Here is a 13,632-nt window from a genome sequence, read left to right as displayed (position 1 = left end):
GGGCAGGGTCTCGCCGCTGTGGAAGGGCACCAGCTCCACCGGCTGGCCGGCGCTGTCGTGGAGCTCCAGACGCCTGGGCACCTGCCTGGGCTCCCGCACCAGAGTGATGCGGCCGCTGTTGAGGGGCAGCCCATAGAAGCGGGGGCCGAACTCACTGGCGAAGGCCTCCAGCCGATCGAGGGCCTGCTCCTGCTCGAACACCGCCGCGTAGCTCTCGATCGCAAACGGGGCGTTGAAGATGCCGGCACAGCCGCAGGCCGATTCCTTGGCGCCGCGGCTGTGGGGCGCCGAATCGGTGCCCAGGAAAAAGCGCGGATCGCCGGAGGTGGCCGCCGCCCGCAGTGCCAGGCGATGCAGCTCCCGCTTGGCCACCGGCAGGCAGTAGAAGTCGGGCCGCAGGCCCCCCTGGAACATGGCGTTGCGGTTGATATGCAGATGGTGGGGGGTGATCGTGGCCGCCAGCTGGCCCGAGCCAGCGCGCACGAACGCCACCGCATCGCTGGTGGTGATGTGCTCCAGCACCGCCTTGAGGCCCGGGTGGCGCTGCAGCATCGGCGCCAGGTGACGCTCGATGAACACGGCCTCCCGGTCGAAGATGTCGATGCTGGGGTCGGTCACCTCGCCGTGCAGCAGCAGGGGCATGCCGATCCTCTCCAGGGTGTCGAGCACGGGGGTGAGCGCCTCGATGTCACTGACCCCGGCATCGGCATTGGTGGTGGCCCGGGCCGGATAGAGCTTGCAGGCCACCCACACGCCGGTGCGGAAGCCACGCTCCAGCTCAGCCGGATCGGTGTGGTCTGTGAGGTAGGCCGTGAGCAGGGGTTCAAACCTGGAGCCCGGCGGCAGGGCCTCACGGATGCGGCCCGCGTAGGCCCTGGCCGCGGCCACGCTGGTGACGGGCGGCGTGAGGTTGGGCATCACGATCGCCCGGGCGAACTGGCGGGCGGTGGACGGCAGCACCGCCTCGAGCATGGCCCCATCGCGCAGATGCACGTGCCAGTCGTCGGGTTGGCGCAGGCTGAGCTCGGTGGGCATCACGATCGCGGCGGCAGGGCCTCCAGGGGCCCTTCCCACCCTGCCAGCGGGACGAGGAGCGTGGCGGCGGCTCGATTCCAAAGAATTCTGTGGGTCTGGCGCCTGGGAGTGGATTCGGGCACCAAACCTTCTTAAGGTTTACTTTGTAAAAGAAGGCTTCCTTCTACACGTGGTTGGGTTGGCATGAGCGTTGAGGCCAGGCTCACGATCGGCGAACTGGAGGCGGGCTATCCCACCTACTGCAAGGCCCTCAGACTCTTGATCAAAAACGGCAAATCCCGCGACTCGATTCAACGCACGGTCTGCTGGGAACGCTTGACACTGCTGCAGAAAAGCCTGCCCAACCGCTACAAGTCTCCGGATTACCTCTATGCCCTGCTCAAGCGCGATGTGGAGGAGCTGGCCGCCTGAAGGGCGCTGAGCCAAGTCAGGGGATGCTGGCAGGGCCGTCGAAGATTCCCATCAGTCAGGAGGGAGCTTCCGTAAGGGCACCCTCGGCATGACTCAATAGAACGAGACCCTCACGGCGCGGCCCAGCGCGCTGCGCTGCCCCATGGCCCACCACCAGATTCTGATCGTCGGCGGCGGCGCCGCCGGGATCACCGCCGCGGCCCAGCTGAAGCGGGCCCGCCCCGGGCTCGATGTGGCCATCCTTGAGCCCTCCAGCGAGCACTACTACCAGCCCGGCTGGACCCTGGTGGGGGGTGGTGTGTTCACTCTGGAGGAAACCCGTCGCGCCGAAGGCGATGTGATCCCCTCGGGCGTGCACTGGATCCGCGCCGGGGCCGCCGCTTTTGATCCCGAGCGGGCGGTGGTGACCAGCACCGAGGGCGAGGCGATCCACTACGACGTGCTGATCGTGGCCGCCGGCCTGCGGCTCTGCTGGGAGAAGATCGAGGGGCTCACCGAGGCCCTCGGCAAGGGCGGCGTCTGCAGCAACTACTCCAAGCACTACACCGCCTACACCTGGGAGGCGATTCAGGCCTTCAAGGGTGGCAGCGACGGCGCCAGCGGCAATGCGGTGTTCACCTGCGCGCCGATGCCGATCAAGTGCCCCGGTGCTCCCCAGAAAATCGCCTATCTGGCCGATGACGTGTTCAAGAAGAAGCGTCTGCAGGCCCAGGTGATCTATGCCACCGCCACGCCGGGCATCTTCGGCGTGCCCACCTACGCCGCGCCGCTGCGGGAGGTGGTGAAGCGCCACGGCATCGACGCCCGCTACAACCATGTGCTCACCGCCGTGCGCCCGCAGAGCCGCGAGGCGGTGTTCCAGGTGAAGGACGGCGACAAGAGCCATGAGGCCGTGATTCCCTACGGCCTGCTGCATGTGACGCCGCCGATGGCGGCACCGGAGGTGGTGGCCAGCAGCCCCCTGGCCGCCGCCAGTGGCTTCGTGGAGGTGGACAAGTTCAGCCTGCAGCACCTGCGCTTCGCCAACGTGTTCTCCCTGGGGGATGTGAGCGGCATCCCCAACTCCAAGACCGCCGCAGCCGTGCGCGGCCAGGCCCCGGTGCTGGTGGCCAACCTGCTGGCCTTCCTGGACGGCCAGCCCCTGGAGGCCGCCTACGACGGCTACAGCTGCTGCCCGCTGATCACCGGCTACGGCAAGGCGATCATGGCCGAGTTCAACTATGAGCAGCAGCCGGTGCCCTCCTTCCCCCTGGATCCCACCCAGGAGCGCTGGAGCATGTGGTTCATCAAGCGCAAGATCCTGCCCTCCCTCTACTGGAACCGGATGCTCACCGGTGGCCAGCACGAGCGCCGCTTCATCCCTGGCGTGAAGCGCTGAGCGCACGGCGGCAGGCGCGCGCGATCAGCCCCTCCTCATCCGCCGGCACCCGCACCAGCGCGAAGGGCGGCAGCCAGCTGAGGGCCTGCTCCAGCTCCTGGCGCAGGGCGTCGTCGTGTTCGCCGATGCCTCCGGTGAGGGCGATCACCTCCACGCCACCGAGGTTGGCCGCCATGGCGCCGATCCCCTCCAGCAAGCGCTGCCGAAACACTGCCAGGGCCAGGCGGGCGCCGCCATGGCCGCCGGCCGCGGCCTGGCGCAGTTCCCTCATGTCGCCACTGAGTTCGGAGAGCCCCAACAGGCCGCTCTGGCGGTTGAGCGCCTGGTCAATCTGGTCGGCGCTGAGCCCCTGGCGCAGCTGGTGCAGCAGCAGCCCGGGGTCGACGCTGCCGCTGCGGCTGGCCATCACCAGGCCCTCCAGGGGCGTGTAGCCCATGGTGGTGGCCACGCTGCGCGGAACCGCCCCGGGCTCCAGCCGCACGGCGCAGAGGGAGCAGCCGGCCCCCAGGTGAGCACTGATCAGGCGCCGGGCCTGGGGGAAGCGAGCCTGCACCACCTCGGCCACGTGCTGGTGGTTGAGGCCATGGAAGCCGTAGCGCCGCAGCCCCTGCTGCCGCCAGGCGGCCGGGATCGCATAGGTGCGGGCCGCCTCCGGCAGGGAGGCGTGAAAGCCGGTGTCAAAACAGGCCCACTGGGGCAGGGTCTGGTGCTCCCGCTCCAGCCAGGCGGCCCACCAGCGGATCGCCTGCAGGGCCGGGCCGTTGTGCAGGGGTGCCAGGCACGCGATGGCCTCCAGGCTGGCGATCACCGCTGGCGTGAGCCGGGTGGGCCGGCAGAACGGCTCGCCGCCATGGACCACGCGGTGGGCGATCCGCTCCAGCTGCGGCAGCCAGGGCCGCACCTCCGGCAGCAGCCAGCGTTCCAGCAGACCGCCCATGCCGCCGGACTCCGCTGGATCCCAGCCGTGGTTCTCCTGCCAGGGGCGGGAACCATCGGGCGCCAGCAGCGAGGCCTTGAGGCTGGAGCTGCCGGCGTTGATCACCAGGGTCAGCGCGGAGCCGGGGGAAGCCATCGGGTCAGGAGCTTGAGGCGGCCAGTCTCGCTGTGGCGTGGGCTGCGCGGGTGCAGCATGGAGACAGCCCTCCGGCCCTCCCCTGCATGGGTGAATCTGGCCCCGATCCGATCAGTGCGGGCCGCCATGCCCAGCGTCTGTTGCAGCGGCACAGCCAGCGCCTGATCACCCTGGGCGGAGCGGTGCTGCTCGACCGCGACCCCGAGCCCCTGCATCAGATGCGGGTGACCCTGCGGCGGCTGAGCACCGTGCTGCACCAGTTCGGCCCGGCCCTGGAGCTGCCCGAGGCCGTCAGCCCCAGGCGCCTGGCCAAGACCGTGCGGCGGCTCGGCCAGGCCAGGGATCTCGATGTGCTGATCGAGCGACTGGAGCAGCAGCTGCTGCCCGCCCTGCCCAAGGCTGAGGCCCGCCAGCTGAAGCCGGTGCTGAAGCGCCTGCGGCGCCGGCGCCGCCACAGCCATGGGCACCTTCACGGCGTGCTGCGTGGCGACGGCTACCGCGCCACGGTGAGAGCCCTGGAGGCCTGGCTGGCTGCTCCGCAGCTCACGCCCCTGGGGCAAGAACCCCTGGCCGACTGGCTGCTCGAATGGCACTGGCCCTGGATCGGCAGCCTGCTGCTGCATCCAGCCTGGAGGCTGCAGACGCCTGAGGGCCGCGGCAACGTGCGCCAGCTCCACGACCTGCGCAAGGGAATCAAGGAGGCCCGCTACCGGCTGGAGAACCTGGAGGGCCTGGCCGTGCCGGGTGTGGGCGTGGGCATGGGTGTGGGCGGGGCAGTGAAGCAGCTCAAACAGGGCCAGGAGTGGCTGGGCGAACTCCACGATCTGGCGGTGCTGCGCTCCGAGATCTCGGCCGTGTTGCACAAGGGCGCCGCCGGGACTCACCTGGGTGCCCACCTGGCTCAGCTGGAGCTGACCCTGCGCGATCAGGAGCGCCAGGCCTGGCAGAGCTGGCGGCTCACGGCGGCAGCGCTCACGGCCCTACCGGGGCGCAGAGCCCTGGTGACCAGCCTGCTGGCAGCTCCTCAGGCAGACGAAACCAGCGCAAAAGGTGCTGATGCACACCTCAGACCCGCTTGAAAGTATCCCAGAGCACAGTCAGACACGCTCCACAACACTTCAACAACGCTGCAGAGGCCATTACGTTCCAGCGGACGTCTGTCTGACGTCGTCGTATCGGTGTGAGGACCCCGATGAAACCTTTTCAGAAACTTCTGCTGGCCACGGCCGGCACAGGGCTTCTGGCACCCCTTGGTGTCAGCGCCTCCGAGCTCAACATGGGGGCGGTGAACCAGTACGCCTCTGAAGAGCAGGTCACCAGCATCTCCCAGTTCTCGGATGTGCAACCCACGGACTGGGCCTACCAGGCTCTCTCCAACCTGATCGAGCGCTACGGCTGCGTCGCCGGCTATCCCGACGGCACCTACCGCGGCCAGCGGGCCATGACCCGTTTTGAAGCCGCCGCGCTGCTGAACGCCTGCCTCGACCGCGTCACCGAAGTGACCGACGAGCTCAAGCGCCTGATGGCCGAGTTCGAGAAGGAGCTCGCCGTGCTCAAGGGCCGCGTGGACGGCCTCGAGGCCAAGGTGGGCGAGCTGGAGGCCACCCAGTTCTCCACCACCACCAAGCTCAAGGGTGAAGCCAGCTTCATTCTGGGCGGCGCCCCTGATTTCGAGCTTGCCGGAGAAACAGACCCCAACAACACCACCTTCAACTACGACCTGCGGCTGGTGTTCGACACCAGCTTCACCGGCAAGGATCTGCTGCGCACCCGCCTGCGGGCTGGCAACTTCGAGTCGCTTCCCTTCGGCAGCAGCTCGCAGATCTTCAAGCTCGACAAGGCTGAGGGCACCGACGACTCGGTGATCATCGACCGTCTCTTCTACCGTTTCCCCGTCGGCGATTCCTTCAACTTCACGGTGGGCGCCCTGGTGCGCAACACCGAGATGGTGGCCTTCATCCCGAGCGCCTACAAGTCCAGCATTCTGGATTACTTCGGCTTGGCTGGTGCCTCAGGCACCTACAACAAGGCCACCGGTGCTGGCGCCGGCTTCACCTGGAAGCAAAAGGTTGAAAAGGGGCGCCCCTACGCCACCTTCTCCGCCAACTACGTGTCCAGCGATGGCTTCGCTGATTCCACCGTGGGTGCCTTCAACGAGGAAGGCGGCATCAACGCCCTGACTCAACTGGGCGTGAAGGGCAAGAACTGGGGAGCCGCCGTGGCCTATCGCTATGGCTCAGAAAACTCCAGGATCCGCGTACCCAACTTCAGCGGCACCGTGGAAGCAGGCGAAAGCACCAACAGTGTGGCCGTCAATGCCTACTGGCAGCCGATTGACTCGGGCTGGATTCCCTCGATCAGCCTCGGCTACGGCTTCAACGATGGCAGCGGTGGCTTCCCCGACTCCCAGTCGTGGATGGCTGGCCTGCAATGGGATGACGCCTTCATCAAGGGCAACAAGGCGGGCTTTGCGGTGGGCATGCCCCCCTTTGAGGATGGTGATGACAGCGACGAAGCCTGGCTCTATGAGATCTTCTACAAGTTCCAGGTGACCGACAACATCTCCATCACCCCGTCGCTGTTCTATGGCACCAACGTGCGCTCCAACGACGGCAACGATGCCTGGGGCGGCGTGATTCAGACCACGTTCAAGTTCTGAGCTCGCGTCAGAGCAGTCCAAGGCGGCCCATTCCACACCTCACGTCCAAGCCCCCGTCAGGGGGCTTTTTGCTGGCGGATTCATGGCAGTGCTTCGGGCGCCGGCCTCGGCCCACTCCTGAACACCCGGACAGTAGAAAGCCTCTGTAGATTAAGAAAATCGAAAGCACGCCACCGGCGGACCCAACCCTCCATGACCCTGTCCACCGACCTCTCGGCCCGTTCTGTCGCCACCGGTCCTGCCGGCAGGGCGATGGCCCAGCCCATGGACAGCACCCTGCTGGAGGGGCTGCTGGAGCACCTCAGCATGGAGCGGCGGGCCAGCACGGCCTACTTCGCCCTGGCGCTGTGGTTCGCCGAGCGGGAGCTGCGCGGCTTTGCCGCCTACCTGCACGCCGAGGCCGCCACCGAGCAGGCCCATGCCGCCCAGTTGGCCGAGTATCTGATTGCCCGGGGCCAGACCGTGCTGCTGCAGGAGATCCCCGCCCCACGGCAGATCTGGACCAGCCCTGAAGAGGCCTTCACGGCGATCTTCGAGATGGAAACCGACGTGACCACCTCGCTGCAGCAGCTCTACGCCATGGCCGAGCGGGCCGGCGATGTGCGCACCACGGTGGTTCTCGATCCGATGGTGCAACAGCAGATCAATGCCGAGGATGAGGCGGCCCACCTGCTGGGCCGGGTGCGTTTCGCCCGCAACGAACCGGCGCCCCTGCTGATCCTCGATGCTCAGCTGGCTGAGGACGCCGCCAAGGCCACTGCCGCCTGAGCCTGTGGTGAGTGAGCCGCTGCTCAGGCCACCGGGATCGGCCGGCTGCTGAGCTCCACCAGCAGCTCCAGGGCGAGGGAGTGGCCCCGGCCCTGACGCTGCCAGGCCCTGGCCACCTCCAACAGTTCCTGGCGCCGGCGCAGCACCTGGAGCGATTCGGCGCCGAGGCGGTCCCTCAGGGAGCGATCACAGCAGCGCTCCAGGGCCTGGGCCAGCTGGATGGCGCGGCCCCGCAGGGTCTGGGCCTCGCGGCAGAGGCTGCCGAACAGGGATTCGGAGGTGGAGAAGAGGGGGGCGTTCAACGCAGTCATGGCGACCAGGCCCCAATGGCCTGTGGCGATGACGCTAGCGAGTCGAGGCGCTTCTTTGCAAGAGATTCTCAATAGCATGTATTGAGCATCGGGGGCTTCAGGAGGCCGCCGTCTGCAGCGCCCTCGGCGAGGGCAGGCGCAGGCTCACCAGAGCGGCAAGGCCCACCAGCAGCGTGGAGCACCAGAGGCAGGCCTGCAGGCCCCCCTGCAGAAACAGCCAGCCTGAGAGCAGGGTGCCCAGCAGGCGCCCCGCCGCATTGGCCATGTAATAGAAGCCCACGTTGAGGCTCACCGACTCGGCATCGGTGTAGGCCAGCACCATGTAGCTGTGGATGGAGGAATTCATGGCGAACACCACCCCGAACACGGCCAGGCCCACCACCACCGTGAGTGCGGGGTTGCCTACCTCGCGCCAGAGGGTGATCGCCATCAGGGCGGGGATGACGGTGAGCAGGGCGGCCCAGAACTGCACGGCACTCTGGCCAGGCGGGCTGGTCTGCCCCCAGGCGCGGCGCAGGCTCGGCACCGACCCCTGCACGATGCCGTAGCCGATCACCCACAGGCCCATGAAGCCGCCCACTTCCCAGAAGCGCCAACCCAGGGTGGTCTGCAGAAACACCGGCAGGGCCACCACGAACCACACGTCGCGGGCGCCGAACAGAAAGAAGCGCGCCAGCGAGAGCACGTTGATGCCCTCGCTCTTGGAGAACAGGGCCTTGAAGGCGGGCTTGGTCTTCATCCTGCCGATGTCCCGCGGCAGCAGCAGGGTGACCAGAAAGGCCAGGGCCAGCCAGGCCGCCATCACGATCACAGCGTTGTTGAACCCCACCGCGTAGAGCAGCAGGCCTCCCACGAAGAAGCCCAGGCCCTTGAGGCCATTCTTGGCGCCGGTGAGGATGGCCACCCAGCGGAACAGCTGCTGCTCGCCCCTGGCGTGATCGTCCGGGGTTTCCGGCACCACCACCCGGATGGCGCTCTTGGCGCTCATCTTCTCCAGATCCTTGGCGATGCCGCTGATCGCCTGGGCCACCATCACCCAGACCACCGAGAGCCCCTTGGGCCAGGTGTCAGCCACCGGCACCAGCAGCAGCAGGGCGCCGATCTGAAGCAGAGTGCCGATCCAGAGGGTGAGCTTCAGGCCGAAGCGGGCCCCCAGCCAGCCGCCGTAGAGGTTGGTGAGAATCCCGAAGAACTCATAGAAGATGAACAGGAAGGCGATCTCCAGGGTGGTGTAACCCAGCTGCAGAAAGTGGAACACCACGAGCATGCGCAGCGCCCCATCGGTCACCGTGAACGCCCAGTTGTTGGCGGTGATGATCCCGTACTGCTGCAGAGGGGAGAGGGCGCGCATCACTTGTCCTCCAGGCTGGCCACGTGGCTGGCCAGGTCGGCCATGCGACAGCTGTAGCCCCACTCGTTGTCGTACCAGGCGAACACCTTGAGCTGGCTGCCGTTCACCACCAGGGTGGAGAGGGCATCCACGATCGAACTGCGGCTGTCGTTGAGGTAATCCACCGACACCAGCGGCCGGGTTTCGTAGCCGAGGATTCCCTTGAGCGGGCCCTGGGCCGCCGCCTCGAAGGCGCCGTTCACCTCCTCCACCGTGACGCTGCGCTCCAGCTCGAACACCGCATCGGTGAGCGAGGCGTTGAGCAGGGGCACGCGCACGGCGTGGCCGTTGAGCTTGCCCTGCAGCTCAGGGAAGATCAGGCCGATCGCCCGGGCCGAGCCGGTGGTGGTGGGGATCAGGCTCTGCAGGCAGGAGCGGGAGCGGCGCAGGTCGCTCTTGAAGCCGTCGATCACCACCTGGGTGTTGGTCACGTTGTGCAGGGTGGTGATCGAGCCGTGGCGGATGCCGAAGCTCTCGTGCACCACCTTCACCACCGGCGCCAGGCAGTTGGTGGTGCAGGAGGCGGCGGTGATCACCCGGTGGCGGGCGGGGTCGTAGAGGCTGTGGTTGATGCCGTACACGATGTTCAGCACCTCCTCCCCGGCCACGGCCCCCTTCACCGGGCAGGCCACGATCACCCGCTCCACGCCCAGCGCGGCGATGTAGGGCGCCAGCGTTTCCGGCGTTTTGATCTTGCCGCTGCACTCCAGCACCAGCTCCACCCCGGCCTGCCGCCAGGGCACGGCGGCCGGATCACGCGCCTGCGAGTAGCCGATCGCCTGGGATTCCACCTGAAGGCCGTCGTGGCTGGCACCGACGGCGTGGGTCCAGCGGCCGTGCACCGAATCGAATTCCAGCAGGTGGGCGGCGGCGTGGGCATCGCCGGCCCGCTCGTTGATGTGCACCAGCTCGATGCCAGGCCGGCCCCACAGGGCGCGAAACGCCAGCCGGCCGATGCGGCCGAAACCGTTGATGCCGATGCGCACAGCGAACGAGCGGGTTGCCGTATCCTCACATCAACAGGAGTTGATGGGTCTTATGGGCAGGTTAAGGGGGGTGCGCTGCGCTCCTGGGGCGGCGGCGCCGCTCATCCCTGCTGCAACGGCGATGGGCAGCTTCGAACGTTGGCTGAGTCTCTGGGTGGCCCTGGCCATCGCCGCCGGCATGGTGCTGGGGCAGTGGTTCCCMGGACTGTTCACGCTGTTGGGGGGCTTGGCGGTGGCCCAGATCAACCTGGTGATCGCGGCCCTGATCTGGCTGATGATCTACCCGATGATGCTGGCGGTGGACTTCGGTGCCGTGCGCCGCGTGGGCCGCAACCCGCAGCCGCTGCTGGTGACGGTGGGGATCAACTGGCTCGTGAAGCCCTTCACCATGGCGCTGCTGGCCTGGGTGTTCATCCGCGGCCTCTATGCCGCCTGGATCCCGCCCGAACTCGGTGATGAACTGATCGCCGGCATGATCCTGCTGGGGGTCGCCCCCTGCACGGCGATGGTGTTCGTCTGGAGCCAGCTCTGCCGCGGCAACGCCACGTACACCCTGGTTCAGGTGGCGGTGAACGATCTGATCATGGTGGTGGCCTTCGCCCCCATCGCCGCCCTGCTTCTGGGCGTGAACCAGGTGGTGGTGCCGTGGGACACCCTGCAGCTCTCGGTGGGGCTGTTCGTGGTGATCCCGCTGGCGGCCGGCTGGCTCACCCGGCACTTCATGGACAGCGAGCGGGCGATCGAGCACCTGGAGCAACGGCTCAAGCCCTGGGCGATCGTTGGCCTTCTGGGCACGGTGGCACTGTTGTTCGGCTTCCAGGCCGGCACCATCGCAGCAAAGCCGGGCCTGATCGTGCTGGTGGCGATCCCCCTGATCCTCCAGACCCTGCTGATCTTCCTGCTCGCTGCTCTGGGGATGCGGGCCTGCCGGCAGCGGCACGACGTGGCCGCCCCCGGGGCCCTGATCGGCGCATCCAACTTCTTCGAGCTGGCGGTGGCGGTGGCCATCAGCCTGTTCGGCGTGCGCTCCGGCGCAGCCCTGGCCACCGTGGTGGGGGTGTTGGTGGAGGTGCCGGTGATGCTGGCCCTTGTGGCCATCGCCAACCGCAGCGCCTGGCTCTTCCCTTACCGCAGCCCAGAGGGCTGAGCCAGCCGGGCTGGAGTGAGCCCGGTCCCTAGGCTGCCGCGTCCCTGGTCCAGCGCCCGCCCATGCAGCTCGCCGGTTTCGCCACGTTCAATGTGGCCATCATGGTGCTGGCCGCGGGCAAGCTGCTCACCCGCCGGCTGCGCCTGCTCAGCGAGTTCAGCATCCCCGAACCGGTGAGCAGCGGCCTGCTGGTGTGCCTGCTGCTGGCCCTGCTGCAGCGGCTCACTGGCGTGGAGGTGGGCTTCGACCTGGCCACCCGTGATTTCCTGCTGCTCTATTTCTTTGCTGGCATCGGCCTCAATGCCGATGTGCGCGTGCTGCTGGCCGGGGGCCGGCCGCTGGCCATCCTGGTGGCGCTCACCATGCTGTTCCTGGTGGCGCAGAACCTCACCGGCATCACGGTGGCCTCCCTGCTCGGCCTGGATCCGGTGATCGGTCTGCTGGCGGGTTCCACGTCCCTGGTGGGGGGCCATGGCACCGCCATCGCCTGGGCACCGCGCTTCGCTGAGCAGCACGGCATCGCCAACGCCCTTGAAATCGGCGCGGCCTGCGCCACCTTCGGCCTGGTGCTCTCCTCCCTGATGGGCGGGCCGATCGCCCGCTTCCTGATCCGGCGCCACCGGCTCTCCACCCCGGCTGGCGCAGCGGCCACCCCGGCAGCATCCTCCAGCGGTCGGCCCCCCACTGCGGGCCAGGCGGCCCCGGTGACCAGCTTCAGCCTGCTGGCCACGCTGTTCTGGCTGAACGTGAGCCTGGCTCTGGGCGAGCTTCTGGAGGAGGGCTTTGCCGCCCTGGAGATCAAGTTGCCCCTGTTCGTTTGCTGCCTGTTCGCGGCGATCGTGATCACCAACACCGTGCCGCGGCTGCTGCCGATCCCCTGGCCCGCCCAGTCGCCGTCCCTCGCCCTGGTGTCGGAGGTGTCGCTGGGGATCTTCCTGGCCATGTCGCTGATGAGCCTGCAGCTCTGGACCCTGGCCGGCCTGGGCGGGCCCCTGCTGGTGATCCTGACGGTGCAGTTCGCCGTGGCGGTTCTGTTTGCCGCCCTGCTCGTGTTTCCCGCCATGGGCCGCGACTACGAGGCGGCGGTGGTGTGCGCCGGCTTCGGAGGCTTCTCCCTTGGCGCCACCCCCACCGCCATGGCCAACATGGCCGCCGTGGCTGGTCTCTACGGGTCAGCGGAACGGGCCTTTCTGGTGGTGCCCCTGGTGTCGGGCTTCTTCATCGACATCAGCAACTCCCTGGTGATCCAGGGTTTTCTGCGGCGCCTGGGCTGAGCTGGGAGGGTGGTGGTGGCCTGCGCCGCACTACTGGTGGAGCTCTGTTGAGCAGCACCATTCCTTAACCAGCAAGTCTGGTTGATTCACCAAGCTGGAACGGTCCGGGTTCTCCCCTGCTCCCATGACCACCCACCAACGTGGTGCGCTCTACCTGGCCACACCCCTGGCCCTGGCCGCCCTGCTGGCTGGCTGCGGCCAGGCGCCAACGCCGCAGGCCGGCCCCATTCGCATCACCGGCTCCAGCACGGTGTTTCCGATCCTGAAGCTGGCCGTGGCCGGCTACCGGGGCACGGCACGGGGCCGCGACGTGACGGTTGAGCTCAGCGAAGTGGGCACCAGTGCCGGCCTGCGGGCCTTCTGCGCGGGGGAGGCCCCGATCGCCAACGCCTCCCGCCCGATCAGCACCGAGGAGCTCCAGGCCTGCGCCGCCAAGGGGATCACCTTCATCGAGCTGCCCCTGGCCTTCGATGCCATCAGCGTGGTGGTGAGCGGCGGCAACGACTGGGCCTCCTCGATCAGCACCCAGGAACTGTCCCGCACCTGGTCGGCGCCGGCCCAGGGCAAGGTGAAGGCCTGGAATCAGGTGAACAGTGACTGGCCCGAGCGTCCTCTGCGCCTCTGCAGCCCTGGCAAGGATTCGGGCACCTTCGACTACTTCAACGAGGCGATCAACGGCAACAAGGCCAACAGCCGCACCGACGTGGAGACCAGCGAGGACGACAACGTGATCGTGGCCTGTGTGGCGGATGACCCCAACGCCATGGGCTACCTGGGCTTTGGCTACTACAAGGCCAATGCCGAGCAGCTCAAGGCCCTCGCGGTTGACGCGGCCGCTGGCAGGGCTGTCGCCCCCTCGCTGCAGGCGGTCCAGGACGGCAGCTACCAGCCGCTGTCGCGACCGCTGTTCATCTACGTGAACGACCAGGAGATGCGCGCCAACGACGCGATCCGCAGCTTCGTGGGCTTCACGGTGGGCAATGGGCTCCGCTTTGTGGAGGAAGCGGGCTCCATCCCCCTGCCGCCGGACACCTACCGACTGGTGGAATCGAAGCTCTACCGCCACATTCTCGGCACCTCCTTCGGCGGTGACCTGCCGGTGGGCCTGCCGATTGCCGAAGCCCTGAGGCGCAGCTTCGATGACACCCGCAAACCGGAGTACCGCTGAGCAAGCTTCCCGGCCCCCCGAACAGGCCACAGG

At 67.7% G+C, this 13,632-nt stretch carries 13 protein-coding genes; 8 read left to right on the top strand and 5 right to left on the bottom strand.

The window, feature by feature from the left end; genetic code table 11:
• Positions 1 to 1,035 (bottom strand): dihydroorotase (gene pyrC, locus IQ216_RS01555; protein ID WP_193814037.1); only part of this gene is annotated, 1,035 nt, incomplete at its 3' end.
• Between the two features lie 183 nt (positions 1,036 to 1,218).
• On the opposite strand from pyrC, the gene IQ216_RS01550 reads away from it, so the two are divergent.
• Together IQ216_RS01550 and IQ216_RS01545 are read left to right on the top strand one after the other, a co-directional pair.
• Complete coding sequence (locus IQ216_RS01550; RefSeq protein ID WP_186696782.1) at positions 1,219 to 1,446, top strand: DUF3136 domain-containing protein; 228 nt, start codon at positions 1,219 to 1,221, stop codon at positions 1,444 to 1,446.
• A gap of 142 nt (positions 1,447 to 1,588) precedes the next feature.
• A complete protein-coding gene (locus IQ216_RS01545) occupies positions 1,589 to 2,824 on the top strand; it encodes an FAD/NAD(P)-binding oxidoreductase (protein ID WP_193814036.1) in 1,236 nt (411 codons plus the stop codon).
• On the opposite strand, the gene IQ216_RS01540 is transcribed toward IQ216_RS01545, so the two are convergent.
• Entirely contained in the window at positions 2,802 to 3,896 is a 1,095-nt protein-coding gene (locus tag IQ216_RS01540) for an acetate/propionate family kinase (RefSeq protein ID WP_193814035.1), read from the bottom strand. The two genes, IQ216_RS01545 and IQ216_RS01540, sit on opposite strands and share 23 nt — an antisense overlap.
• An 86-nt stretch (positions 3,897 to 3,982) precedes the next feature.
• On the opposite strand from IQ216_RS01540, the gene IQ216_RS01535 reads away from it, so the two are divergent.
• The 3 genes from IQ216_RS01535 (at position 3,983) to IQ216_RS01525 (ending at position 7,323) form a co-directional block, all read left to right on the top strand.
• A complete protein-coding gene (locus IQ216_RS01535) occupies positions 3,983 to 4,975 on the top strand; it encodes a CHAD domain-containing protein (protein WP_193814034.1) in 993 nt (330 codons plus the stop codon).
• Positions 4,976 to 5,088: 113 nt separating this feature from the next.
• A complete protein-coding gene (locus tag IQ216_RS01530) occupies positions 5,089 to 6,555 on the top strand; it encodes an iron uptake porin (RefSeq protein WP_193814033.1) in 1,467 nt (488 codons plus the stop codon).
• 192 nt (positions 6,556 to 6,747) lie between these two features.
• The gene (locus IQ216_RS01525; RefSeq protein WP_193814032.1) at positions 6,748 to 7,323 is read left to right on the top strand and encodes a ferritin; all 576 of its coding nucleotides are present in this window, start codon (positions 6,748 to 6,750) and stop codon (positions 7,321 to 7,323) included.
• 23 nt (positions 7,324 to 7,346) lie between these two features.
• Here IQ216_RS01525 and IQ216_RS01520 read toward each other — a convergent pair whose 3' ends face one another.
• The 3 genes from IQ216_RS01520 to IQ216_RS01510 form a co-directional block, all read right to left on the bottom strand.
• On the bottom strand, positions 7,347 to 7,634 hold the full coding sequence (locus IQ216_RS01520; protein WP_193814031.1) for a hypothetical protein: 288 nt from the start codon (positions 7,632 to 7,634) through the stop codon (positions 7,347 to 7,349).
• Between the two features lie 97 nt (positions 7,635 to 7,731).
• Positions 7,732 to 8,985 (bottom strand): organoarsenical effux MFS transporter ArsJ, encoded by a 1,254-nt coding sequence (gene arsJ, locus IQ216_RS01515; RefSeq protein WP_193814030.1) that lies wholly within the window; start codon positions 8,983 to 8,985, stop codon positions 7,732 to 7,734.
• A complete protein-coding gene (locus IQ216_RS01510) occupies positions 8,985 to 10,010 on the bottom strand; it encodes an ArsJ-associated glyceraldehyde-3-phosphate dehydrogenase (protein WP_193814029.1) in 1,026 nt (341 codons plus the stop codon). The genes arsJ and IQ216_RS01510 overlap by 1 nt, the downstream gene beginning before the upstream one ends.
• Positions 10,011 to 10,131: 121 nt before the next feature.
• On the opposite strand from IQ216_RS01510, the gene arsB reads away from it, so the two are divergent.
• The 3 genes from arsB (at position 10,132) to IQ216_RS01495 (ending at position 13,599) form a co-directional block, all read left to right on the top strand.
• Positions 10,132 to 11,157 carry an ACR3 family arsenite efflux transporter gene (gene arsB, locus IQ216_RS01505; protein WP_193814028.1) on the top strand — a complete coding sequence of 342 codons (1,026 nt, stop codon included), beginning with the start codon at positions 10,132 to 10,134 and terminating at the stop codon, positions 11,155 to 11,157.
• A gap of 62 nt (positions 11,158 to 11,219) precedes the next feature.
• Entirely contained in the window at positions 11,220 to 12,431 is a 1,212-nt protein-coding gene (gene gltS / locus IQ216_RS01500; RefSeq protein WP_193814027.1) for a sodium/glutamate symporter, read from the top strand.
• A 124-nt stretch (positions 12,432 to 12,555) separates the two neighbouring features.
• Complete coding sequence (locus IQ216_RS01495; RefSeq protein WP_193814026.1) at positions 12,556 to 13,599, top strand: PstS family phosphate ABC transporter substrate-binding protein; 1,044 nt, start codon at positions 12,556 to 12,558, stop codon at positions 13,597 to 13,599.
• Positions 13,600 to 13,632 lie beyond the last annotated feature (33 nt).

Origin of the sequence: Cyanobium sp. LEGE 06143 (genome assembly GCF_015207535.1) — a bacterium.
In the GTDB taxonomy this organism is placed as follows: domain Bacteria; phylum Cyanobacteriota; class Cyanobacteriia; order PCC-6307; family Cyanobiaceae; genus NIES-981.
This window is presented reverse-complemented; position numbering and strand designations above follow the sequence as displayed.